We start from the raw sequence: 22,975 nt of genomic DNA, 5'->3' as shown, positions 1-22,975 counted from the left end.
CAGGGCTCCGGCGCCCGGCTGGTCCGGGATTGCGGCGATGCCAGCGGGGCGCACCTGCGACTGTCCCCTTGCGGCCTTGCGGCCTTGCGGCCTTGCGGCAGCTTGGGCTCCACCCGTGGGTGGAGCCGGCCGGGGTCGAGGATCCACCTGCGATCCACCCCGGCTCCGATCTGCCGGCCCGTGGATTTCCGTAGCTTCGAAGACGTCGGCGGCGCTCGCTGCCGGAATCGTCTTCTCGCTCACGGAGGCACTGATGTCCGGGCTGGTCAACACGCTGGTGATCGTGGCCGTCGTCTGTCTCGTGATCGTGCGGCAGTTCCGCGCACAGCAGGTCGGCGCAGGGAGGCGCTGGTGGCTGGTGCCGGTGGTGCTGGCCATCGTGGCGCTGCGCGAACCCGGCATAGTCGACGCCCACCACCGCACGGAATCGCTCGCCCTGCTCTCCGTCGAGCTGCTCGTGGGCCTCGCCACCGGAGCCGGCTGGGCCTGGACCACCCGCATATGGGCGGAGCCGGACGGTGCCGTGTGGAGCAAGAGCACCAAGGCGAGCGTGACCGTCTGGGTCATCGGTATCGCCCTGCGCGTCGGCCTCTTCGCGCTGGGCGCCGCCCTCGGAGTGCACCAGAACAGCTCTGCTCTGCTCCTCGCCCTCTCGGCGACCCTTCTGGTCCGCTCCGGGATCCTGATCTGGCGGGCCCAGTCGTTCGCCCCGACGACGAGTGTGGCCACGGCGTACGGTGACCGCATGGTCCGGCCCGCGCGGAAGGAGCGCGTGTGACACGGAACTCCTGGTCGAGCTGGCCCTCGCCGGAGGCTCTCGGGCGCAACGGGCTCTCCCGGCCCAGGCGACTGCTCGCCTGGGTCGTGCGGGGGCTCGTCCTCGGCATCCTGCTGTGGGGCGCGTTCACCAGCAGCCATGAGCACGGCTGGGCCGTGGCCGCGGGCGTCGGAGTGGTGGTCGTCGCGGCCGGGCTGGCCTGGCTCCTGTACCGGACGACTCTCCAGCACAGGATGGTGCCGTCTCTGGTGGCGCTCTCGCTGTTGCAGGGTGTCGGAGTCGTCGCCCAGGCTTCCGGCTTCCGGACGCTCGGTCTCGTCCTGTGGTGCGGCTGCGCGGTCGCCGGCCTGGAGCGGCTGCCCCTGAGGGTGGGAGTGCCGGCCGCGGGACTGGCGCTGACCCTCTACGGGGTCATCAACAACGACAACCATCTGACGACGGTCGTCACGTGCGTCGGTCTCGGTCTCGCCGGCTACACCCTGCGGCTGGACGCCGAGGCCCGGGGCAACGCCCAGCGGCTGCTCGCTCAGGAGCGGGCCGCCCGGGCTGCGGAGGCCGAGTCGGCGGCACTGGGGGAGCGGGCTCGGATCGCACGGGAGATCCACGACGTACTGGCGCACAGCCTCTCGGCGCAGCTGGTGCACCTGGAGGCGGCGCGGTTGCTGATCGAGCGGGGAGCCGACCGGGAGCAGATCCTCGACCGGGTCGTGGCCGCCAGGGGCATGGCCCGTGACGGTCTCGAAGAGACACGGCAGGCGTTGTCCGCGCTGCGTGGCGAGATGACGCCGCTGGAGGACTTCCTGGGGCAGCTCGTGGGGGTGACGGCCGGGGCCGAGGTCACCATTACGGGTGAGCGCAGGCCACTGCCGGCCGAGGCGTCGCAGGCGGTCCGCAGAGTCGCGCAGGAGGCCCTGACGAACGTCCGCAAGCACGCGCCGGGGGCCAAAGTGCGGGTCCGGCTCGACTACGGGGCGCACCAAGTGACGCTGGACGTGAAGGACTTCGGCGGTTCGCCGGGTGAACTCGCGGGCGCGGGCAGCGGATACGGTCTGCTGGGCATGCGCGAGCGTGCCGAGCTGCTGGGCGGCTCGCTGCGGGCGGAGCCGGACGAGGAGGGGTTCGTGGTGACGCTGAAGGTGCCCGTATGACGGAAGGGGCGGAGAAGCGGGTCGCGCGGGTGGTGGTCGCGGACGATCAGACCGTCGTCCGTGAGGGCATCGTGATGCTGCTGGGCCTGCTGCCAGGGATCGAGGTCGTCGGAGCCGCGGGGGACGGGGACGAGGCGGTGAAGCTCGTCGCCGAACTCGCCCCGGACGTGGTGCTGATGGACCTGCGCATGCCGCGCTGCGACGGGGTGGAGGCGACCCGGCGCATCCGTGCGGAGCACCCCGGGACGCAGGTCGTGGTGCTCACGACGTTCGCGGACGACGAGTCCCTGTTCCCGGCGCTGCGTGCGGGAGCGCGCGGCTATCTCACCAAGGACGCCGGAGGCGACGAGATCGTCCGGGCGGTGCACAACGTGCTGTCCGGGGACGCGGGGCTGTCGCCGAGCATCCAACGGCGGCTGCTGGAGCGGCTCTCCGAGCCCGAGCCGCAGCCGGTCGAGGGGCCCGGCGAGCCGCCGGACGGGCTCACCGCGCGGGAGACCGAGGTGCTGGTGCTGATCGCGGATGGTCTCAGCAACCAGGAGATCGCCCGCCGGCTGCACGTGTCCACGGCGACCGTGAAGACCCACATCAACAACCTGTTCGCCAAGACGGGCCTCAAGGACCGAGCCCAGGCGGTGCGTTACGCGTACGGCAAAGGGCTTGTGCGGCCACCAGCGGGTTAGTCACCTGATGGGGTGAAGCCGGTGGCGAAGAAGAGTCAGGGATCTTCCCGTTCTGTCCATGCTTGGGCATGCAGTCAAGCAACGGTCGTCCCCGCGGAGGCGGGGGTGGTCCCGAGAGTTCGGCCGGGCACCACGAGGGCAGTGCCCCGGCACCAGCACCCGAAGCGGTGAGGTACGACGACCCGTGGTACGACGCGCTGGCCTCCGGCTGGGGCGAGTCGGCCGGTGTCGGCGCACCGGAGCCGGTGCCCGCTCCCGCGGTCGTGGCGCAGCGCAGGACGGGCACGGAGGAACGGATCGCCGCGGCCGACGTCTACCTCGAGGTACAGCGCAGCGCGGCCTTCCAGGAGGTGCGCAGCCGGTACCGGAGGTTCGTCGTGCCGGGCTTCGCCGCCTTCTTCGCCTGGTACGTGGGGTACGTGGTGACCGCGACGACCGCGCCGGGGCTGATGGCGCGGCCGGTGGCGGGAGCGGTGAACGTGGCGATGATCGCGGGGCTCGGACAGTTCCTGACCACCTTCCTGCTCGCCTGGGCCTACGCCCGCCACGCGCGGCTGCGCAGAGACCGTGCCGCGCTCGAACTGCGCTGGGACACCCAGGAACTGACCCGCGGCGTCCGGGGTGGTAGGTCGTGACGGGCAATCACCAGACACTGGCGTTGCTCCTGTTCAGCGCGTTCGTCGCCGTCACCCTGGCGATCACGACGTGGGTGAGCCGCAACAGGCGTGGTTCCGCGGAGGAGTTCTACGCGGGCGGGCGGCTGTTCTCGCCCATGGAAAATGGTTTTGCCATCGCGGGCGACTACATGTCGGCCGCTTCCTTCCTGGGCGTCACGGGGCTCATCGCGCTGTTCGGCTACGACGGGCTCCTGTACGTGGTCGGCTTCCTCGTGGCCTGGCTGGTGGTGCTGTTCCTCGTCGCCGAACTGGTGCGCAACTGCGGGCGTTTCACGCTGGCGGACGTCATCGCGGCGCGGATGAGCGAGCGGCCGGTCCGGATCGCGTCGGGAACTTCCTCGGTCACCGTGTCCGTTCTGTACCTGGTGGCGCAGATGGTGGGCGCGGGCAGCCTGGTCTCGCTGCTGCTCGGCGGGACGAGCGCGGCGGCGCGCGCGTGGACCGTGATCGGCGTCGGCGCGCTCATGGTGATCTATGTGTCGTTGGGAGGGATGCGGGCCACCACCTGGATCCAGATCGTCAAGGCGGTACTGCTGCTCAGCGGTACGGTCGCGCTGACCGTGCTGGTGCTGCTGCGGTTCCACGGCGACTTCGACCGACTGCTGCTGACGGCGGCCGAGCGCAGCGGGCACGGAAACGCGTTCCTGGTACCGGGGCTGAAGTACGGCGGGGACTGGACGGCCCGCTTCGATTTCATCAGCCTCGGCCTCGCGCTGGTGCTGGGCACGGCCGGTCTGCCGCACATCCTGTCCCGCTTCTACACCGTGCCGACGGCCAAGGCGGCGCGCCGGTCGGTGCTCTGGGCGATCGGACTGATCGGCGGCTTCTACCTGATGACGATCGTCCTCGGCTTCGGCGCGGCGGCGATCGTGGGACCTGATGCGGTACGTGGATCGAACGCGGCCGGCAACACGGCGGTCCCCCTGCTGGCGCTCGATCTGGGCGGCGGCGCCAACTCGACAGGCGGAACGGTTCTCTTCGCGATCGTGGCCGCCATCGCCTTCGCCACGATCCTCGCGGTGGTCGCCGGCATCACGCTCGCCTCCTCCGCGTCCGTGGCCCACGATCTGTACGCGTCCCTGCGGCGCAAGCACGCCAAGCCGTGCAGCGAGGTGGCCGTGGCGCGGGTCGCTGCCGCGGGTATCGGCGTCGTGGCGATCGCCCTCGGCCTGCTCGCCCGCGACCTCAACGTCGCCTTCCTGGTGGGCCTCGCCTTCGCCGTCGCCGCCTCCGCGAATCTCCCGGTGCTGCTCTACTCCCTGTTCTGGCGCGGCTTCACCACACGCGGCGCCGTGTGGGCCGTATACGGCGGTCTCGTCCCGTCACTCCTGCTCGTGCTGCTGTCGCCGGTGGTGTCCGGCAGTCCCGAATCCCTGTTCCCCGGCGTCGACTTCCAGTACTTCCCCCTGCAGAACCCCGGCCTGGTCTCGATCCCGCTCGGCTTCCTCGCCGGCTGGCTGGGCACGGTCACCTCGGCCGAGGTCCCGGACGAGGCCAAGCACGCGGAGACGGAGGTGCGGTCGCTGACGGGTGCGGGGGCCGTTTGAGCAGGTCGGGTGAAGGGCGCTTCGGTTCGGCGCCGCCGGCTTCTCTGCCGGAAGCGATCGCGGCAGGCCGGCCACTTGTCCGCGGCTCCGTCGTGGCTTGTCGCGCAGTTCCCCGCGCCCCTTCAGGACGCTGCCGAACCCTCGGCCGATTCGGACCGTGGGCTATGGCGCCACCCACGCGTACAGGTGCTCCGGGCGGCCCGTGTCGCCGTATTTGAGGGTGAGGCGGAGGCGGCCGGCCTGTTCGAGGTGGCGGAGGTAGCGCTGGGCCGTGGAGCGGCTCAGGCCGGTCTCGGCGGCGACCTCGTGGGCCGAGAGGGGGCGGACGGCGTGGTGGAGGACGCGGCAGATCAGGTCGGTCGTCGGCTCCGAGTGGCCGCTGGGCAGGCCGGGCGACGACGGCACCGGTGAGGTGCGCAGGGCGCCGAAGATGCGGTCGACCTGCTCCTGACCGGCCACGCCCCGGCCGCCGACGCGGTCGACGGTGCGGCGCAGGGCGGCGTACGAGTCGAGGCGGGTGCGCAGGGCGGCGAAGGTGAACGGCTTGACCAGATAGTGCAGGGCGCCCAGGCGCATAGCGGCCTGCACGGTCGTCACGTCACCGGCCGCGGTGATCATGATGACGTCGGTGCCGTGCCCCTGTTCCCGCATGCGGTGGACGAGTTCGAGGCCCGTCTGGTCGGGGAGATAGTGGTCGAGAAGGACCAGGTCGATGGTCCCTCGCTGCACGCTGGCCAGGGCCTGGGCGGCACTGTGTGCGCGGGCGGCTACCCGGAAACCGGGAACCTTTCCCACGTACTTGGCGTTGATCTCGGCAACGCGGAAGTCGTCGTCCACGACCAGGACGTCAATCATCGGGCCTCTTTCTGTCAAGGCCAGGCGGGCGTTAAGCCCATGTTTCGGCTCCGCTGTTGTAGCGCGAGCAAAACGAGCACAACAGGCCACAGGAAGCAAAAGAACGGCATGTGCCCACAAGGCTGATGTTGTGGTCCGCGCCACACCTACCGTCCCGGGCCATGAGCCCAGACACCAGCCCCGCCATCGAGCTGCGGGGCGCGAGCAAGACGTTCCGGACCCCGTCAGGGGGACTGCACACGGCCGTCAACGGCCTCGATCTCACGGTCGGGCGTGGCGAGTTCGTGGCGGTTGTCGGCCCCACGGGCTGCGGCAAGTCGACCACGTTGACCCTGGTCAGCGGGTTGGAGGAGCCCACCGAAGGCGAGGTGCTCGTCGCCGGGGAGCCGGTGCGCGGCGTCGGTGACAAGGTCGGCTTCGTCTTCCAGCAGGACGCCACCTTCCCCTGGCGCACGGTCCTCTCCAACGTCATGGCAGGACCGCGTTTTCGCGGAGTGCCCAAGGCGGAGGCGAAGGAGAGGGCCCGCGAATGGCTGGCCCGGGTCGGGCTCAGCGCGTTCGAGGACCGCTATCCCCACCAGCTCTCCGGCGGTATGCGCAAGCGCGTCGCGCTCGCCGCGACCTTCGTCAACGACCCCGAGATCCTGCTGATGGACGAGCCGTTCTCGGCGCTCGACGTGCAGACCAGGGCCCTGATGTCGGACGAACTGCTGGAGCTGTGGGAGGGCACCCGCGCCTCCGTCGTCTTCGTCACCCACGACCTGGAGGAGTCCATCGCGCTGGCCGACAAGGTCGTCGTGATGACCGCCGGACCCGCCACCGTCAAGCAGGTCTACGACATCGACCTGCCACGCCCCCGCAAGGTCGAGTCGGTGCGTCTGGAGTCGCGGTTCATCGAGATCTACCGCGAGATCTGGGAGTCCCTCGGCGAAGAGGTCCGCATCACCCGCGAGAGGGGTGCCGCTCATGTCGCCTGACATTCTCAGCACGCCGGTGGTCGACACGGTGAAGACGTCGCCCGACCGCGCGCACTCACGCGCGCGTGCCGCCCGTAGACGCAAGATCGTCGTCGCGGTTTTCCGGGCGCTGCTCCTGGTCGCCGTCCTCGGCCTGTGGGAACTGCTCGCCCGGACCAAGGCCATCGATCCGTTCAACTTCTCGATGCCCTCGAAGATCTGGGACCAGATCTACACCTGGCTGATGCACGGCACCGCACTCGGATCCCTGGGCGAACAGATCTGGTACACGCTCTACGAGGCACTGCTCGGCTGGGTCATCGGTGTGGCCGCCGGTGTCGTGTGCGGTATCGCTCTGGGGCGGATCACCTTCCTCGCCGATGTCCTTGGTCCATACATCAAGGTGCTCAACTCGATCCCCAGGATCGTCCTCGCGCCCATCTTCGTGATCTGGTTCGGCCTCGGGCCCGCCTCCAAGGTCGCCTCTGCCGTCGTCCTGGTGTTCTTCCCGGTGTTCTTCAACGCCTTCCAGGGCGCCCGCGAGGTCGACCGCAACCTGGTCGCCAACGCCCGCATCCTCGGCGCGAGCGACCGCAGGGTGACGCTCCAGGTCGTCATCCCGTCCGCCACCTCGTGGATCTTCACCAGCCTCCATGTGAGCTTCGGCTTCGCCCTCATCGGCGCCATCGTCGGCGAGTACATCGGCGCCACCAAGGGCATCGGCCTGCTCGTCGCACAGTCGCAGGGCACCTTCAACGCGGCCGGTGTGTACGCCGCGATGGTCATCCTCGCCGTCGTCGCCCTCGTCGCCGAAGGGCTGCTCACCTTCGCCGAGCGCCGCATCTTCCGCTGGAAGCCGACCGGCTCGGACAGCTGACCCGCGCCCGCCCCGCTGTTCCCGGCACGCCCTGCCGCCCCAGCGGCCCGCCCCGCAGCACGCCTCTCCCCGTGGCTGCCTCCCTCGCACCGCCCCCTCACAAGGACGTGAACCCTCATGCGCACACCCGCCAGATACGCCGCCCTGGCCGCTGCCGGCCTGCTCGCCCTCTCCTCCCTCACCGCCTGCGCCGACGACGCCTCCAGTACCGCCTCCACCGGCTCCGGGAGCAAGGGAGACGGCAAGGGCACGAAGGTCAAGATCATGGTCGGCGGCCTCGACAAGGTCATCTACCTGCCCGCGATGCTCACCCAGCGGCTCGGCTACTTCGACGCCGAGGGCCTCGACGTAGAGCTGCTGAGCGAGCCGGCCGGCGTGCAGGCCGAGACCGCGCTCGTCTCCGGCCAGGTGCAGGGGGCCGTCGGCTTCTACGACCACACCCTCGACCTGCAGACCAAGGGCAAAGCCGTCGAGTCCGTCGTGCAGTTCTCGCACGCGCCCGGCGAGGTCGAGATCGTCTCCAACAAGGCGGCGGACGACATCACTTCGCCCAAGGACTTCAAGGGAAAGAAGCTCGGCGTCACCGGTCTCGGCTCCTCGACCGACTTCCTCAGCAAGTACCTCGCCGTCAAGAACGGCGTGAAGGTCAGCGACTTCACCCCGGTCGCCGTCGGTGCGGGGCCGACCTTCATCGCGGCGCTCCAACAGGGCTCCATCGACGCCGGCATGACGACCGACCCGACCGTCGCCACGATCCTGGACAAGAAGGTCGGCAAGGTCCTCATCGACATGCGGACGCCCGAGGGGTCCCAGGAGGCGCTCGGCGGGCCGTACCCGTCGTCAAGTCTGTACATGCAGACGGACTGGGTGAACGGCCACAAGGACACGGTCCAGAAGATGGTCAACGCATTCGTCAAGACGCTCAAGTGGATGTCCACACACAGCGCCTCCCAGATCGCCGACAAGATGCCCGCCGACTACTCGCAGGGCAACAGCGTCCTGTACGCGAAGGCCATCCAGAGCACGCTGCCCATGTTCACCGACGACGGCGTGATGCCCGACAACGGCCCGGAGACCGTCGAGAAGGTCCTCAAGGCGTTCAACCCGAACATCAAGAACGCCAAGGTGGATCTCGCGAAGACATTCACTACGGAGTTCGTGGAGAAAGCAGCGGGCTGACATCCGTATCTATGGGGGGCACGGTCCCTTCCCCCGCCCCCACCCGACCGTGCCCTAGGCGCGGGCCGCCCACACGTAACGGTGTTCCGGGCGGCCCGCGTCGCCGTACTTGAGCGTGAGCCTGGCCCGTCCCGTGCGCTCCAGGAGCTTCAGATAGCGCTGGGCGGTCTGCCGGCTCACCCCGGTCCGGTCGGCGATCTCCTGGGCGGACAGCGGCCCTTCGGCGTTCATCAGGGATCGGCGCACCAGCTCCGCCGTGTTCGGGGAGTGCCCTTTGGGCAGCCCCGGCTCCGAAGGGGCCGACAGCGCACCGAAGATGCGGTCCACCTCGGCCTGTTCCGCCTCGCCACCGCCGTCGAGCGTGCGGCGCAGTTCCGCGTACGCCTCCAGCTTGGCCCGCAGGCCCGCGAAGGCGAACGGCTTGACCAGGTACTGCAGCGCGCCGTGCCGCATCGCCGCCTGCACGGTCGTCACGTCCCGGGCCGCCGTCACCATGATCACGTCGGTCTGGTGGCCGCGCCGGCGCATCTCCTGGACGACCGCCAGACCCGTCTCGTCGGGCAGGTAGTGGTCCATGAGGACCAGGTCCAGCCGAGGCAGCGCCTCCATCTGGCGCAGGGCCTCGGCCGCGCTGTGCGCCTCGCCGGCGACGCGGAAGCCCGGCACCTTCTCGACGTAGGCCGCGTTGACCTGCGCGACCCTGGTGTCGTCGTCCACGACCAGGACATCGATCATCGCGACTCCTCCTCGGCGGACGTGTCCGCGGTTGCCGTCAGGGCCGGTTCCGGCTCGGCGAGCGCCTCCGGCAGGACGACGGTGAACTCCGCGCCGCCGCCGTCCGCCGCGCCCACCGTCGCGCTACCGCCCTGCCGTTCGGCGAGCCTGCGCACCATGGAGAGTCCGATCCCGCGCCTGCGGTGCGCGGGCGGCTCCTTCGTGGACCACCCGTCGGTGAAGATCAACTCGTGGTTCTCGGCCGGGATCCCGGGCCCCGTGTCGCGCACCCGGAGCACGGCGGTACGTCCCTCCGCGCGCAATTCGACCTCCACGCGTGCGTGCGGAGTGGCCGCGACGGCGTCGAGCGCGTTGTCCACCAGGTTGCCGACGATCGTGACCAGACCCCTGGGGTCGATCAGCCGGTCGGGCAGCCGGGTCCGGTCGGAGACCCAGAGGGCGACGCCCCGCTCGGCCGCGACGGTCGCCTTGCCGACCAACAGGGCGGCCAGCAGCGGGTCGTGGATCTTCTCGGTGACCTGCTCGGCGGTGGTCCGGTGGTCGCCGACCACCTCACCGACGAACTCCACGGCGTCGTCGAACATCTCCAGTTCGAGCAGCCCAAGGAGCGTGTGCATGCGGTTGGCGTGTTCGTGGTCCTGCGCGCGCAGGGCGTCGATCAGACCGAGCGTCGAGTCGAGCTCCCGGCCGAGCTGCTCCAACTCGGTGCGGTCGCGCAGGGTGGCGACGGCGCCGCCGTCGTCGGTGGGCATCCGGTTGGCGACCAGGACGCGCTGACCGCGCACGGTGAGCAGGTCGGTGCCGGTCACCCGGCCGGCCAGGATGTCGGCCGTACGCCCGGCGCCGAGAGCCTCGTCGGGGGGTTGGCCGATGGCTTGATCGTCGATGCCCAGGAGGCGGTGTGCCTCGTCGTTCAGGAGTCGTATGCGGCCGGTGCGGTCCAGGGCGACGACGCCCTCCCGGATGCCGTGGAGCATCGCCTCGCGCTCCGCCAGCAGCCCCGAGATGTCGGAGAAGGCCAGGTCGCGGGTCTGCCGCTGGACCCGTCGGGAGACGAGCCAGGCGGCCAGCGCGCCGACGGCCAGGGCACCCCCGGCGTAGGCGAGCAGTCCCGGTATGGCGCTGAGCAGCCGGGCGCGCACGCTGTCGTAGGCGATGCCGACCGAGACGGCTCCGATGATCCGGCCGTCGGCGGCGCGCAGGGGCACCTTGCCGCGCGCCGAGCGGCCCAGGGTGCCGCTGTCGATCTCCATGACCTGCTGACCGGCCAGCGCCTGACTGGGGTCGGTCGAGACGGTCCTGCCGATCTGCTTGGTGTCCGTGTGCGACCAGCGCACCCAGCGCCAGTCCAGCACCACGATGTACTCGGCGTTGGTGGCCTTGCGGATCCGCTCCGCCTCCGTCTGGACCGGTCCGTCGACGGTGGGGGCGGTGTTCTGCACGTCCTCCGCGATCTGCGGCTGCTCCGCGGTCGTCTGCGCGATGGCCAGCGCGCGGTGCATCGCCTCGTTGTCGAGCTGGTCGCTCAGCGGCGCGAGAAACAGCCCGGTCGCCAGCACCGCGACCCCCGCGGCGATCGCCACCTGCATCAGCAGCACCTGCGAGAACACCCGCTTCGGCAGACCGAGGCGCAGGCGTCGTGCGGGGGGCGTGGGGCTCATACCCACGACGGTACGTGGACGCGTGCGGACTGCCGTAGGGGGATGTGGTGTGGATCTCTTGATCAATACGTGCGGCGACGGACTCGTCCGGACCGGCGTCAGCCCGCGAGCGCCGTCGCTGCCGCCGTCGTCTCGCGCACCGCCACCACGTCCATCCGCGCGGGCGAGCCGAGAACCGACGTGCCGCAGGTCTCCGGCCGCGGCGGCAGGGACGCGCCCTGGGCCACCACCACCCGCCAGCGCCGCCCGTCCGTGTGCGCGACGGTCACCTCCCAGCGCGGCGCCGCGCCCTCCGTCCGCACGATGCTCAACACGTCCGCCGCGTCCTCGCGCGCGGCCCGGCGCACGGCCAGTTCCGCCGCCTGACCGGGTCGTTCCCAGGCGGAGCACCCGCGGCACCCCTCCGTGACGATCCGTCCCTCCTGGGCGCTGTGCAGGATCTCCTTGACGGCATGGGCCTCCGCGCGGCCGTACGCGTACCCGTACGGCAGCACGAGCAGGGTCGGCGAGAAGCGATGACCACCCAGATGGGTGACCTCCCACACGCCTTCCACCCCAGAGGCGGCGAGCTCGGCGGCCAGCGGACGGCCGAGCAGGGCGCAGCAGCGGTCGCGCTTGCCGTTGGTGCAGACGAGCGCGAGCGGATCACCCGTGTGCGGCCGGCCGTCGAGCATGGAGTCGAAGGTGCGGTGCTCGCCCCGGCCGAGGGCGGCGAAGTCGAGGTCCAGCAGCTCCCGCGGATCGCGGGTCGTGGCGGAGTGCAGCCAGGTGCCGCCGGGCACCGTGTGGGCCGCGTACACCTGCCGCTCCGAAGGCGTGCCGCAGTCCGCGTGCCGTCCCGGCCGGCGGATGAGCGCGACGCGTACGCCCGTGCCGTGGGCGGCCGCCTCCAGCGCACGGCCCACCGCCGGATCCAGGTGGCTCGATGTGAGCGCCTTGGCGCCCCATGGGCCGGGCTGTTCCAGCAGCAGCCAGGTGCTCGCGGTCGCGGCGGTGCCCGAAATGGGCTCGTCGAGATCCCGGGAGACTGTTGAGCACGTACTCACAGAGGTGAGCCTAACCTGACTTGAGCCAGGGCGACTTCCGGCCTGCCCGTGGGTTACTCCGGCAGGGGCTGGGGCGGTTTCGGACCGACGTAGTGGCCGCTGGGGCGCATCCGCAGCGGGCGTTCGCCGTACTCCTCCAGGGCGTGCGCGATCCAGCCCGCCGTACGGGCCACGGCGAAGATCGTCTCGCCTGCCGTGGCGGGCATTCCTGCGGACGCGGTGAGCACGGCGAGGGCCAGGTCGACGTTGGCGTGCAGCGGGGTGTGGCGGGCGGTGACGGTCACGATGTCGCGGGCTGCGGCGAGGGCGGGCGCGGCCTTGGGGATGTCTTCCAGGAGGCCGAACAGGACACGCGCGCGTGGATCCTCGCCGGGGTAGAGCCGGTGCCCGAGTCCCGGGATACGGCGGCCGGCCCGCAGTTCGTCGGCGATCACGGGGGCGGCGTCACCCTGGTCGAGGACGTCGAGGAGCAGCCGGTGGGCGAGCCCGCTGGCAGCTCCGTGCAGGGGGCCTTCGAGTACGCCGAGCCCGGCGGAGACGGCCGCGTAGGCGTGCGCGCGGGCCGACGCGGCGACCCGCACGGCGAGGGTCGAGGCGGCGAGGTCGTGGTCGACCAGCAGGGCGAGCGCGGTGTCCAGCGCCCGCAGGGAGGCCTCGTCGGGGTCCCGCCCGCTCAGCCGCGCCCAGAGGCGGTCGGCCAGCGGGCCCGTGTCACGGTGGCCGCGCCGGGCTGGCGGGAGGGCCGTGACGAGCGTCGGGATGAGGGTGCGCGCAGTGCCCAGCACGGCGTCCTCGGAGAGGTCGAAACGCAGCGGGTCCGCGGTCGCGGCGGCGATCGCCGCGACCCTCAACCGGTCGGTGGGGCCCGCGTGTTCGGGCAGCGCGTCGACGGCACGGCGGGCCACGGCGACGGCGGCGTCGGGTGCCGTGAACTCGACTCCGGGGTGCAGTCGGCCCGTCCACAGCCACTCCGCGACCTCTTCGTAGGAGTGGCGCGTGGCCATCAGCGTGGCGTCGACGCCACGGAAGTAGTACCGGTCCGCCTCGATCAGTGTGATGCGGGTCCGCACGGCCAGCTCGCCCCCGGAGCCCGAACTCCCGGCGCTCTCCCGCCTGTTGCGCCGGGCGAGCGCCTCCACCTCCTTGGCGTCGAAGGTGCTGCCCCGGCCGCCGGGCACACGTCGGCTGCTGAGCTGACCGCGGCTCACGTACGCGTACACGGTCTCGGATTTCACGCCCAGCACTTCGGCGGCTTCCTTGGTGGTCAGCCGCCGTTCGGCGGGACCGAAGGCGGGCTCTTGATCGCGCATGGGGTCACCGTATCGGCACAAGGACACATGGATTGAACACATTGACTGAATCAATATTGACAGGAATTCAGTCAAGCATGGACAGTCGAATCAAGTCCAGGGAGGAATCATGTCCGTCAACAGGTCAGCAGCCACCCCCGTCGTCCCCATCAAGCCCGTCGCGCCCATCAACGTGCCGAGGGGACTCGCCGGCGTCGTCGTCGCCGACACCGAGATCGGGGACGTCCGAGGACTCGAAGGCTTCTACCACTACCGCCAGTACTCGGCCGTCGACCTCGCGAAGACCCGCGGCTTCGAGGACGTCTGGCACCTCTTCGTCCACGGTGAACTCCCGGACGCGGCACGGCAGGCCGCCTTCGCCGCCGAGACCGCGGCCCTGCGCCGGCTCCCCGACGAGGTGCGCGCGGCGCTGCCCGCCATCGCGGCGGCGAGCGGCCGGTCCGGCCCGCTGGCCGGTATGCGCACCGCGCTGTCCCTGCTCGGCGCGGCGAAGGGCTTCCGACCGGTGTACGACATCGACGCCGACGAGCGCCGCCGGGACGCCGTCGTCGCTGCGGCGGCCGTACCGACGCTGCTCACGGCGCTGCACCGGCTGGGTCGGGGGCTCGACCCGGTGGAGCCGCGTGACGATCTTCCATATGCGGCCAACTACCTCTACATGCTGACGGGTTCGGAGCCGGATCCGGAGCGGGCCAGGGCGATCGAGCAATACTTGATCTCAACCATTGATCACGGATTCAATGCGTCAACCTTCACGGCACGGGTCATCGCGTCGACGGGCGCGGACGTGGCCGCGTGTCTCGTCGGGGCTGTCGGGGCGCTCTCCGGGCCGTTGCACGGCGGTGCGCCCAGCCGTGCGCTGGACACCCTGGACGCGATCGGCACCCCCAACCGGATCGACGGGTGGATCCGCGAACGCGTCCTCGCCGGCGACCGCATCATGGGCTTCGGGCACCCCGTCTACCGCACCGAGGATCCCCGTTCGCGCATGCTCCGTGAGCTGGCCGAGAGCTTCGGCGGGCCACGGGTCGAGTTCGCCGTACAGGTCGAACGGCAGGTCGAGGCGATCCTTGCGGAGCTGAAGCCGGGCCGGGAGCTCCACACCAATGTCGAGTTCTACGCCGGCGTGGTCATGGAACTCTGCGGCCTGCCCCGCGAGATGTTCACCCCGACGTTCGCGGCGGCCCGGGTGGTCGGCTGGAGCGCGAACGTCCTGGAACAGGCGGCGGACTCGAAGATCATCCGGCCGGTGGCGCGGTATGTGGGGCCGGGGGCGCCGGTGGCGGTGCCGGCGATGGTCTGATCGGTACCGTGTTGTTCCCGGCGGCAGACGTCCTGCCGCGGAAGGGCCGTCCCGCGAGAAGAGGCCGTCCTGGGCCGAAGCTCTCTCGGTCAAGCCGGTCGTCGAAATTTCACTCACTCGCAGAGGGATATAGGTCCCAACACATGCACCGGAGTGGATATCTTGGCCTGGCCCGCTCCGGGTGCTCCGGCGACCACCCTCGCGCGCCGAGAGCGCACTCCGACGCACTACCGACGAACCACCGCGGATGTTTTCGGAGGGCCGTCCATACCCTCTGAACCACAAGGCGGTACACCTCCGTGAAGATCGTGCGACGTGTCGGGGTCTCCCCTCGGGAGCGTGGCAGTACCACAGGGCAGACATGCCCCGACATCTTCGAACTCAGCAACGGCGACTTCGCCGTGATAGGGCGAGAAGCGACCGAGGAACTCGATCACGAGCTCCCGACGGATGCCGCACGAGCGGACTACGAGCGCATCGTGGTCATCACACGCGAGACGCTCGTCCGGGCCAAACGTGACATCCCTGACGCCTGACACGTCCTCAGCCGCACAGCTGTAGTCGCAATGCCGTAGTCGTACTGCCCTCCGGGGCCCGGTCGCACGAAGCCGGGCCCCGTGCTCATGCCGACTCGTCGGGCGGATCGCCCACGACCCACCACTCGTCGGTGTCGGCGTCGTCGAGTTCCTGGATCAGATCGTCCGTCATGCGCCCCAGGGCGAACTCCTCCGACTCCGCGGGCAGGCTCTTGCGGTGATGGCGGGTCGCCTCCCAGTACTCCCGGAACACCTTGTTCTGGCACATCACCCGCAGATGTCCGTACAACTCCGACTGGGACAGGGCGCCGATTCGGTAGAAGTGCAGGTTGTTCACGTAGAGCGCGTTGGCGAAGAGGAACTGTCGCTGCTTCTCGGGCGAGATCTGCGACTCGTACGTGTTGAGCACTTCGGCCAGGGCCGGATCGTCCATGGCCTTGCAGAGCAGGTCGAAGGAGAGCCGGTGCTGCTCTGTCAGGGCGTCCCTCTTGCGGCGTCGTGAGCCTGGTGTGTTGACGGAATCGAGGGCGGCTGTGAAGGTCTCCTTCACAGCCGAAACGATCCTTCGTGCACCCGTACTCTGTGTGGCCATGTCAACCCCCGGTTCAGGCGGCCGTTCCGCCGGTCGTCGGGTTGCGGGTCGACGGATGGGGACCGGCGAGCGGTGGGCGGCGCTTGCCGTCTCCCAGAGTGCCGAGCGGCTCTGATCGGCGGGGGAGGCGGAGAGGAGGCGCACGGAGGGAAGCGAGGGTCGCACGAACCGGCGCCTTCCCCAACGTCTGCCCCGCAAGTGCTGCTAACAATCGTTCACTTCGTAGTGATTGTTCCGGCTCGTATCCTGGGTCCGCAGTCAATTTTCGTACGCGCGCCGGGACCACGATCCGGCGTGCGCACAGGCGTGAGAGAGGTACGACGGTGAGCCGCAGCCCGCAGCAGATCCCGGTCCTCGTCCTGGCCGGCTTCCTCGGTTCGGGCAAGACCACCCTGCTCAACCACCTCCTCCACCGCAGCGGCGGCAGCCGGATCGGCGCGATCGTCAACGACTTCGGGGCCATCGAGATCGACGCCATGGCCGTGGCCGGCGCGCTCGGCGACTCCACCGTCTCCCTCGGAAACGGCTGCCTGTGCTGCGCCGTGGACGTCAGCGAACTCGATCAGTACCTCGACCGGCTCGCCCGCCCCTCCGCCGGCATCGACGTCATCGTCATCGAGGCCAGCGGACTCGCCGAGCCCCAGGAACTCGTCCGCATGGTCCTCGCCAGCGAGCTTCCGGGAATCGTGTACGGGGGCCTCGTCGAGGTCGTCGACGCGGCCGAGTTCGACGACACGCGCGCGAAGCACCCCGAGATCGACCGGCATCTCGCCCTCGCCGACCTCGTGGTGGTCAACAAGCTCGACCGCGCGCCCGACGGCGACGGCGTCCTCGGGCTCGTCCGGTCCCTCGTGGACCACGCCGCCGTCGTCCCCGCCTCCTACGGCCGCGTCGACCCCGAGCTCCTCTTCGACTGCCGGCCGAACGAGGAACGCATCGGGCAACTCTCCTTCGACGACCTGCACGCGCGCGGGGAGCACGGCGGGCACGATGCGGACGACCACGCCGGTCATCTCCACACCGCGTACGACAGCCTCTCCGTCAGCTCCGAAGTCCCCATGGACCCGCGCCGGTTGATGGCGTTCCTCGACAGCCGGCCCGAGGGGCTGTACCGCATCAAGGGGTACGTCGACTTCGGCGCCCACGACGCCCTCAACCGGTACGCCGTGCACGCCGTCGGGCCGTTCCTGCGCTTCTACCCCGAGCCCTGGCCCGCGGGCGACGCACCACGCCTCAGCCAGCTCGTCCTGATCGGCTCCGGCATCGACGAGGCCGCCCTGCGCAAGGAGGTGGAGGCCTGTACGAGCGACGCCCCGCACACCGCCGACGAGCACGGTATGTGGGGCGTTCTGCGCTACGTACAGGAACCGGAGGACGTACAGGATCTGGGAGAGGACCTCGTAGAGCCCTCCAGGACCCGTCCTGACCGGACCTGCTAGACCGGTCCCGCCACCACCGCCACCGTCTTCGCGAGCGACACGCCCGAGCCGTCGCGGCGCGGGTCGACCTCGGGGAGGTCGGCCGGTGTGCCGTTCTTCTGGGCGGCCTTGGCGGGGTTGGGGCCCGCCCAGGCCAGAGAGAGGCAGTCCTCGCCCTTGAGGAACCGCTGGCAGCGGACGCCTCCGGTGGCGCGGCCCTTGCGCGGGTACTGGTCGAACGGGGTCAGCTTGGCCGTCGTCTGGACGGAGTCGTCGAGCGTGCCGCGCGAGCCCGCGACCGTGAAGACGATCGCGTCCGCGGCCGGGTCCACGGCAGTGAACGAGATGACTTTCGTGCCGTCCGTGAGCTTGATGCCCGCCATGCCACCCGCGGGGCGGCCCTGGGGCCGGACGTGCGCGGCCTGGAAGCGCAGCAGTTGGGCGTCGTCCGTGATGAAGACCAGGTCCTCCTCGCCGGTGCGCAGCTCGACCGCGCCGACGATGCGGTCGCCGTCCTTGAGCGTGATGACCTCCAACTCCTCCTTGTTCGTGGGGTAGTCGGGGACCACGCGCTTGACCACGCCCTGCGCGGTGCCGAGCGCCAGACCGGGGGAGGACTCGTCGAGCGTGGTCAGGCAGACCACCGACTCGTCGCCCTCCAGGGAGACGAACTCCGTCAGGAGCGCCCCGCCGGACAGGTTCGGCGCCGCCGCAGTCTCCGGGAGCTGGGGAAGGTCGACCACGTTGATCCGCAGCAGGCGGCCGCTCGACGTGACCGCGCCGATCTCCCCGCGCGCGGTGGCCGGCACCGCCGAGATGATCACGTCGTGCTTGGTGCGTCTGTCGTCGGCGTCCTCAGGGAAGGGCTCGCCGTTCGCCGTACGGGCCAGCAGGCCTGTCGAGGAGAGCAGTACCCGGCACGGGTCGTCGGCGACCTGGAGCGGGACGGTGGCCGCGGGCGTGCCCGAGGACTCCAGCAGGACCGTACGCCGCTCGGTGCCGAACTTCTTGGCCACCGCGGCCAGTTCGGTGGAGACCAGCTTGCGCAGCTCCGTGTCCGAGTCCAGGATCCGGGTCAGCTCCGCGATCTCCGCGATGAGGCGCTCCTTCTCCGACTCCAGCTCGATGCGGTCGAACCGGGTGAGACGGCGCAGCGGGGTGTCCAGGATGTACTGCGTCTGGATCTCCGACAGCGAGAAGCGCTCCATCAGGCGCTCCTTCGCCTGCGCGGAGTTGTCGCTGGAGCGGATCAGCCGGATGACCTCGTCGATGTCGACGAGAGCCGTCAGGAGGCCCTCCACCAGGTGCAGTCGGTCGCGGCGCTTGGTGCGCCGGAACTCGCTGCGGCGCCGTACGACCTCGAAGCGGTGGTCGAGATAGACCTCGAGGAGCTCCTTGAGACCCAGGGTGAGGGGCTGACCGTCCACCAGCGCCACGTTGTTGATGCCGAAGGACTCCTCCATCGGCGTCAGCTTGTAGAGCTGCTCCAGGACGGCCTCCGGCACGAAGCCGTTCTTGATCTCGATGACCAGGCGCAGGCCGTGGGCGCGGTCGGTGAGGTCCTTGACGTCGGCGATGCCCTGGATCTTCTTCTGGCCGACCAGGTCCTTGATCTTGGCGATCACCTTCTCCGGGCCGACGGTGAAGGGCAGTTCGGTGACGATCAGGCCCTTGCGACGGGCGGTCACGGTGTCGATCTCGACCGTGGCGCGGATCTTGAAGGTGCCGCGGCCGGTCTCGTACGCGTCCCGGACGCCGGAGAGGCCGACGATGCGGCCGCCGGTGGGCAGGTCGGGGCCGGGGACGTGCTTCATCAGGGTGTCCAGATCCGCGTTCGGGTAGCGGATCAGGTGGCGGGCGGCCGAGATGACCTCGGCGAGGTTGTGCGGCGGCATGTTCGTCGCCATGCCGACGGCGATGCCCGACGAGCCGTTCACCAGCAGGTTCGGGAAGGCGGCCGGCAGGGCGACCGGTTCGCGCTCCTGGCCGTCGTAGTTGGGGGTGAAGTCGACCGTGTCCTCGTCGATCGACTCCGTCATCAGGCTGGTGGCCTCGGCCTGCCGGCACTCCGTGTACCTCATGGCGGCCGGCGGGTCGTCGTTGCCGAGCGAGCCGAAGTTGCCGTGGCCGTCGACGAGCGGCACACGCATGGAGAACGGCTGGGCCATGCGCACCAGGGCGTCGTAGATCGACGCGTCGCCGTGCGGGTGCAGCTTGCCCATGACCTCGCCGACCACGCGCGCGCACTTCACGTAGCCGCGGTCGGGGCGCAGTCCCATCTCGTTCATCTGGTAGACGATGCGGCGGTGCACCGGCTTGAGACCGTCCCGGGCGTCCGGCAGGGCTCGGGAGTAGATGACCGAGTACGCGTACTCGAGGAAGGAGCCCTGCATTTCGTCGACGACGTCGATGTCGAGGATCTTCTCCTCGTACGAGTCGTCGGGCGGCGGGGTCTTCGTACTACGGCGGGCCATCGCTGCCGGCTCCTCTTTTCTGGTAGCTCGCCTACGGGTCGCTCACGTGGGTGCCGCGCCCCTCCGGCTCACTCTTGCTGAAGCGTGAACGGTATCTGACGCGACCATTGTGGACCGCGGCACTGACAACGCGGACGAGGACCCGACATCGACCCTTGTGCCCGGCGTGCCCGCAGGCTACGCGATCCGCTCTGGGCGTACGTCCACCGGGAACTTCGCCGCCCGTCCGCACGCTTGCATACAGTGGCAGGACCGGTGGGAAAACCCCGGTTTCCACCGCAGCATTCGCGATCGAAGGGACGTACATGCCCATGGGTCACACGGCCACGGACCAGGCAGACACCGGCGGCCTGACAGCGACCGAGCACCGCCTGGCCAACGGCCTGCGCGTGGTGCTCTCGGAGGACCACCTGACCCCGGTCGCGGCGGTGTGCCTCTGGTACGACGTCGGCTCGCGCCACGAAGTCAAGGGGCGCACGGGTCTTGCTCACCTTTTCGAGCACCTCATGTTCCAGGGCTCGAAGCAGGTCAAGGGCAACGGACACTTCGAACTGGTGCAGGGCGCGGGTGGTTCGCTCAACGGCACCACCAGCTTCGAGCGCACCAACTACTTCGAGACCATGCCCACCCACCAGTTGGAGCTCGCCCTCTGGCTGGAGGCGGACCGCATGGGCTCCCTGCTCGCCGCCCTGGACGAGGAGTCCATGGAGAACCAGCGGGACGTGGTGAAGAACGAGCGCAGGCAGCGCTACGACAACGTCCCCTACGGCACGGCGTTCGAGAAGCTGACCGCCCTCTCCTACCCGGAGGGTCACCCCTACCACCACACCCCGATCGGCTCGATGGCCGACCTGGACGCGGCCACCCTGGAGGACGCGCGCGCGTTCTTCCGCACGTACTACGCGCCCAACAACGCCGTCCTGTCGGTCGTCGGCGACATCGACCCGGAGCAGACGCTCGCCTGGATCGAGCGGTACTTCGGGTCCATCCCGACGCACGACGGCAAGCCCGTCCCGCGCGACGGCGCGCTGCCCGAGATCATCGGCGAGGAGCTGCGCGAGGTCATCGAGGAGGAGGTGCCGGCGCGCGCCCTGATGGCGGCGTACCGGCTGCCCGAGGACGGCACGCGCGCGAGCGACGCGGCCGACCTCGCGCTCACCATTCTCGGCGGCGGCGAGTCCTCCCGCCTCTACAACCGCCTTGTGCGGCGCGACCGTACGGCCGTCGCGGCCGGCTTCGGTCTGCTGCGGCTGGCCGGCGCGCCCTCCCTGGGGTGGCTGGACGTGAAGACGTCCGGCGACTACGAGGTGCCGGTCATCGAGACCGCCATCGACGAGGAGCTCGCCCGGTTCGCCGAGGAGGGCCCCACGGCCGAGGAAATGGAGCGCGCCCAGGCCCAGTTGGAGCGCGAGTGGCTGGACCGGCTCGGCACGGTCGCGGGCCGCGCCGACGAACTGTGCCGGTACGCCGTCCTGTTCGGCGACCCGCAGCTGGCCCTGACCGCCGTGCAGCGCGTCCTGGAGGTGACCCCGGAAGAGGTCCAGGAGATCGCCAAGGCCCGACTGCGCCCCGACAACCGATCGGTGCTCGTCTACGAGCCCGTCGCCGCCGAGCACGCCGAGCACGCCGAGCACGCCGAGCACGCCGAGCACGCCGAGCACGCCGAGCACGCCGAGTCCGCCGAGCCCACCGAGAACGAGGAGGCGGCCAAGTGACCGAGCTCGCCGCGATGGAATTCCACCCGCAGCCCCCGGCCGGCGAGGCCAGGCCGTGGGCGTTCCCGGCCCCCGAGCGCGGGACGCTCGACAACGGCCTGACCGTCCTGCGCTGCCAGCGTCCCGGCCAGCAGGTCGTCGCCGTGGAGGTTCTCCTGGCGGCGCCCCTGGAGGCCGAACCGGCCGGCCTGGACGGCGTCGGCACGATCATGGCGCGGGCCTTCTCCGAGGGCACCGACAAGCACTCCGCCGAGGAGTTCGCGGCCGAACTGGAGCGCTGCGGCGCGACGCTCGACGCGCACGCCGACCACCCCGGCGTCCGGATCAGCCTCGAAGTGCCCGCCTCGCGCCTGACCAAGGCCCTCGGTCTGCTGGCCGACGCCCTCAGGGCGCCCGCGTTCGCGGACAGCGAGATCGAGCGCCTGGTCACCAACCGCCTCGACGAGATCCCGCACGAGCTGGCCAACCCCTCCCGGCGTGCGGCGAAGGAGCTCTCCAAGGAGCTCTTCCCGGCCGGCTCGCGCATGTCGCGCCCGCGCCAGGGCACCCAGGAGACCGTCGAGAACATCGACTCGGCGGCCGTACGCGCCTTCTACGAGAAGCACGTCCGTCCCGCGACCGCGACCGCCGTGGTCGTCGGTGACCTCACCGGCATCGACCTCGACGAGCTGCTGGGCGACACCCTCGGCTCCTGGACCGGCTCCTCGGCCGAGCCGCGTCCCGTGCCGCCGGTGACCGCCGACGACACCGGGCGCGTGATCATCGTGGACCGCCCGGGCGCCGTGCAGACGCAGCTGCTCATCGGCCGCGTCGGCCCCGACCGGCACGACCGCGTGTGGCCCGCGCAGGTGCTCGGCACCTACTGCCTGGGCGGCACCCTCACCTCCCGCCTCGACCGCGTCCTGCGCGAGGAGAAGGGCTACACCTACGGCGTTCGGGCGTTCGGGCAGGTCCTGCGGTCCGCCCCGGACGGCACCGGGGCCGCGATGCTCGCCATCAGCGGCTCCTTCGACACCCCGAACACCGGCCCGGCGCTGCAGGACCTGTGGACGGTGCTGCGCACGCTCGCCGAGGGCGGTCTGACCGATGCCGAGCGCGATGTCGCCGTGCAGAACCTGGTGGGCGTGGCGCCGCTGAAGTACGAGACCGCGGCGGCCGTCGCGAGCACGCTGGCCGACCAGGTCGAGCAGAACCTGCCCGACGACTACCAGGCGACGCTGTACCGGCAGCTCGCCGCGACCGGCACCGTGGAGGCCACCGCGGCCGCCGTGAGCGCCTTCCCGGTGGACCGTCTGGTGACCGTCCTGGTCGGTGACGCGGCGCAGATCAAGGAGCCCGTGGAGGCTCTCGGGATCGGCGAAGTCACCGTCGTCCCGGCCGAGTAGGGCCGGGCGGAGGCGGAGCGGGCGCCACGCGCGCGCAGGGGCCCTGGTGACGGATGCGTCACCAGGGCCCCCGTATGTCCGAATTGAGGGAGAGGTTGCC

20 protein-coding genes are annotated in these 22,975 nt (G+C 70.5%); 13 read left to right on the top strand and 7 right to left on the bottom strand.

The genetic code is table 11. The features are described from left to right. The first annotated feature begins 253 nt into the window (after positions 1-253). From ACIP6U_RS25710 to ACIP6U_RS25690, 5 genes are all read left to right on the top strand, one after another. Positions 254-778 carry a DUF1453 domain-containing protein gene (locus ACIP6U_RS25710; protein ID WP_401722099.1) on the top strand — a complete coding sequence of 175 codons (525 nt, stop codon included), beginning with the start codon at positions 254-256 and terminating at the stop codon, positions 776-778. Beyond that, positions 775-1,926, top strand: a complete 1,152-nt coding sequence (locus ACIP6U_RS25705) for a sensor histidine kinase (protein ID WP_401722097.1) — start codon at positions 775-777, stop codon at positions 1,924-1,926. The genes ACIP6U_RS25710 and ACIP6U_RS25705 overlap by 4 nt, the downstream gene beginning before the upstream one ends. After that, positions 1,923-2,609 carry a response regulator gene (locus ACIP6U_RS25700; protein WP_401722094.1) on the top strand — a complete coding sequence of 229 codons (687 nt, stop codon included), beginning with the start codon at positions 1,923-1,925 and terminating at the stop codon, positions 2,607-2,609. Before ACIP6U_RS25705 ends, ACIP6U_RS25700 begins: the two co-directional genes overlap by 4 nt. 68 nt (positions 2,610-2,677) lie before the next feature. Next, positions 2,678-3,244 (top strand): DUF485 domain-containing protein, encoded by a 567-nt coding sequence (locus ACIP6U_RS25695; protein ID WP_401722091.1) that lies wholly within the window; start codon positions 2,678-2,680, stop codon positions 3,242-3,244. After that, the gene (locus ACIP6U_RS25690) at positions 3,241-4,833 is read left to right on the top strand and encodes a cation acetate symporter (RefSeq protein WP_401722088.1); all 1,593 of its coding nucleotides are present in this window, start codon (positions 3,241-3,243) and stop codon (positions 4,831-4,833) included. The genes ACIP6U_RS25695 and ACIP6U_RS25690 overlap by 4 nt, the downstream gene beginning before the upstream one ends. A gap of 162 nt (positions 4,834-4,995) precedes the next feature. Here the strand turns inward: ACIP6U_RS25690 and ACIP6U_RS25685 are convergent, their stop codons facing one another. Continuing rightward, positions 4,996-5,688 carry a response regulator gene (locus ACIP6U_RS25685; RefSeq protein ID WP_401722086.1) on the bottom strand — a complete coding sequence of 231 codons (693 nt, stop codon included), beginning with the start codon at positions 5,686-5,688 and terminating at the stop codon, positions 4,996-4,998. A 161-nt stretch (positions 5,689-5,849) separates the two neighbouring features. Here ACIP6U_RS25685 and ACIP6U_RS25680 point away from each other — a divergent pair, with 161 nt between their 5' ends. From ACIP6U_RS25680 to ACIP6U_RS25670, 3 genes are all read left to right on the top strand, one after another. After that, the gene (locus ACIP6U_RS25680; RefSeq protein ID WP_401722083.1) at positions 5,850-6,665 is read left to right on the top strand and encodes an ABC transporter ATP-binding protein; all 816 of its coding nucleotides are present in this window, start codon (positions 5,850-5,852) and stop codon (positions 6,663-6,665) included. Beyond that, positions 6,655-7,521, top strand: coding sequence for an ABC transporter permease (locus tag ACIP6U_RS25675; protein ID WP_401722082.1), 867 nt, complete (start codon positions 6,655-6,657; stop codon positions 7,519-7,521). The genes ACIP6U_RS25680 and ACIP6U_RS25675 overlap by 11 nt, the downstream gene beginning before the upstream one ends. 117 nt (positions 7,522-7,638) lie before the next feature. After that, positions 7,639-8,700 (top strand): ABC transporter substrate-binding protein, encoded by a 1,062-nt coding sequence (locus ACIP6U_RS25670; protein WP_401722079.1) that lies wholly within the window; start codon positions 7,639-7,641, stop codon positions 8,698-8,700. A 54-nt stretch (positions 8,701-8,754) separates the two neighbouring features. On the opposite strand, the gene ACIP6U_RS25665 is transcribed toward ACIP6U_RS25670, so the two are convergent. From ACIP6U_RS25665 to ACIP6U_RS25650, 4 genes are all read right to left on the bottom strand, one after another. Next, positions 8,755-9,435, bottom strand: coding sequence for a response regulator (locus ACIP6U_RS25665; protein ID WP_401722076.1), 681 nt, complete (start codon positions 9,433-9,435; stop codon positions 8,755-8,757). After that, on the bottom strand, positions 9,432-11,096 hold the full coding sequence (locus ACIP6U_RS25660; RefSeq protein ID WP_401722073.1) for an ATP-binding protein: 1,665 nt from the start codon (positions 11,094-11,096) through the stop codon (positions 9,432-9,434). Before ACIP6U_RS25660 ends, ACIP6U_RS25665 begins: the two co-directional genes overlap by 4 nt. Positions 11,097-11,194: 98 nt before the next feature. Beyond that, positions 11,195-12,142 carry a sucrase ferredoxin gene (locus ACIP6U_RS25655; protein WP_401722070.1) on the bottom strand — a complete coding sequence of 316 codons (948 nt, stop codon included), beginning with the start codon at positions 12,140-12,142 and terminating at the stop codon, positions 11,195-11,197. 53 nt (positions 12,143-12,195) lie between these two features. Beyond that, entirely contained in the window at positions 12,196-13,452 is a 1,257-nt protein-coding gene (locus ACIP6U_RS25650; RefSeq protein ID WP_401722067.1) for a citrate synthase, read from the bottom strand. A 109-nt stretch (positions 13,453-13,561) separates the two neighbouring features. Between ACIP6U_RS25650 and ACIP6U_RS25645 the strand changes: the two genes are divergently transcribed. Then, positions 13,562-14,755, top strand: a complete 1,194-nt coding sequence (locus ACIP6U_RS25645; RefSeq protein ID WP_401722064.1) for a citrate synthase/methylcitrate synthase — start codon at positions 13,562-13,564, stop codon at positions 14,753-14,755. A gap of 299 nt (positions 14,756-15,054) precedes the next feature. After that, a complete protein-coding gene (locus tag ACIP6U_RS25640) occupies positions 15,055-15,291 on the top strand; it encodes a hypothetical protein (RefSeq protein WP_401722062.1) in 237 nt (78 codons plus the stop codon). 85 nt (positions 15,292-15,376) lie between these two features. Here ACIP6U_RS25640 and ACIP6U_RS25635 read toward each other — a convergent pair whose 3' ends face one another. Further along, a complete protein-coding gene (locus tag ACIP6U_RS25635; protein ID WP_401722059.1) occupies positions 15,377-15,883 on the bottom strand; it encodes a DUF6082 family protein in 507 nt (168 codons plus the stop codon). Positions 15,884-16,206: 323 nt separating this feature from the next. Here ACIP6U_RS25635 and ACIP6U_RS25630 point away from each other — a divergent pair, with 323 nt between their 5' ends. Then, on the top strand, positions 16,207-17,322 hold the full coding sequence (locus ACIP6U_RS25630; RefSeq protein WP_401722056.1) for a CobW family GTP-binding protein: 1,116 nt from the start codon (positions 16,207-16,209) through the stop codon (positions 17,320-17,322). Here the strand turns inward: ACIP6U_RS25630 and ACIP6U_RS25625 are convergent. Next, a complete protein-coding gene (locus tag ACIP6U_RS25625) occupies positions 17,319-19,775 on the bottom strand; it encodes a DNA topoisomerase (ATP-hydrolyzing) subunit A (RefSeq protein ID WP_401722053.1) in 2,457 nt (818 codons plus the stop codon). The two genes, ACIP6U_RS25630 and ACIP6U_RS25625, sit on opposite strands and share 4 nt — an antisense overlap. Before the next feature lie 311 nt (positions 19,776-20,086). Here ACIP6U_RS25625 and ACIP6U_RS25620 point away from each other — a divergent pair, with 311 nt between their 5' ends. Further along, a complete protein-coding gene (locus tag ACIP6U_RS25620; RefSeq protein WP_401722358.1) occupies positions 20,087-21,490 on the top strand; it encodes a M16 family metallopeptidase in 1,404 nt (467 codons plus the stop codon). Beyond that, complete coding sequence (locus ACIP6U_RS25615; RefSeq protein WP_401722050.1) at positions 21,487-22,875, top strand: M16 family metallopeptidase; 1,389 nt, start codon at positions 21,487-21,489, stop codon at positions 22,873-22,875. Before ACIP6U_RS25620 ends, ACIP6U_RS25615 begins: the two co-directional genes overlap by 4 nt. Positions 22,876-22,975 lie beyond the last annotated feature (100 nt).

The sequence above is a fragment of the Streptomyces sp. NPDC088794 genome (assembly GCF_044750545.1).
Taxonomy (GTDB): Bacteria; Actinomycetota; Actinomycetes; order Streptomycetales; family Streptomycetaceae; genus Streptomyces.
The sequence above is the reverse complement of the archived record's forward strand: the minus strand, read 5'-3'. Positions and strand labels throughout refer to the sequence as shown.

Bases quoted from the DNA above. Each gene is read 5' to 3' on its own strand.
- ACIP6U_RS25710 (WP_401722099.1), top strand. From the start codon at position 254: ATGTCCGGGCTGGTCAACACGCTGGTGATCGTGGCCGTCGTCTGTCTC.
- ACIP6U_RS25700 (WP_401722094.1), top strand. From the start codon at position 1,923: ATGACGGAAGGGGCGGAGAAGCGGGTCGCGCGGGTGGTGGTCGCGGAC.
- ACIP6U_RS25695 (WP_401722091.1), top strand. From the start codon at position 2,678: ATGCAGTCAAGCAACGGTCGTCCCCGCGGAGGCGGGGGTGGTCCCGAG.
- ACIP6U_RS25685 (WP_401722086.1), bottom strand. From the start codon at position 5,688: ATGATTGACGTCCTGGTCGTGGACGACGACTTCCGCGTTGCCGAGATC.
- ACIP6U_RS25680 (WP_401722083.1), top strand. From the start codon at position 5,850: ATGAGCCCAGACACCAGCCCCGCCATCGAGCTGCGGGGCGCGAGCAAG.
- ACIP6U_RS25675 (WP_401722082.1), top strand. From the start codon at position 6,655: ATGTCGCCTGACATTCTCAGCACGCCGGTGGTCGACACGGTGAAGACG.
- ACIP6U_RS25670 (WP_401722079.1), top strand. From the start codon at position 7,639: ATGCGCACACCCGCCAGATACGCCGCCCTGGCCGCTGCCGGCCTGCTC.
- ACIP6U_RS25665 (WP_401722076.1), bottom strand. From the start codon at position 9,435: ATGATCGATGTCCTGGTCGTGGACGACGACACCAGGGTCGCGCAGGTC.
- ACIP6U_RS25660 (WP_401722073.1), bottom strand. From the start codon at position 11,096: ATGAGCCCCACGCCCCCCGCACGACGCCTGCGCCTCGGTCTGCCGAAG.
- ACIP6U_RS25650 (WP_401722067.1), bottom strand. From the start codon at position 13,452: ATGCGCGATCAAGAGCCCGCCTTCGGTCCCGCCGAACGGCGGCTGACC.
- ACIP6U_RS25645 (WP_401722064.1), top strand. From the start codon at position 13,562: ATGTCCGTCAACAGGTCAGCAGCCACCCCCGTCGTCCCCATCAAGCCC.
- ACIP6U_RS25635 (WP_401722059.1), bottom strand. From the start codon at position 15,883: ATGGCCACACAGAGTACGGGTGCACGAAGGATCGTTTCGGCTGTGAAG.
- ACIP6U_RS25625 (WP_401722053.1), bottom strand. From the start codon at position 19,775: ATGGCCCGCCGTAGTACGAAGACCCCGCCGCCCGACGACTCGTACGAG.
- ACIP6U_RS25620 (WP_401722358.1), top strand. From the start codon at position 20,087: ATGGGTCACACGGCCACGGACCAGGCAGACACCGGCGGCCTGACAGCG.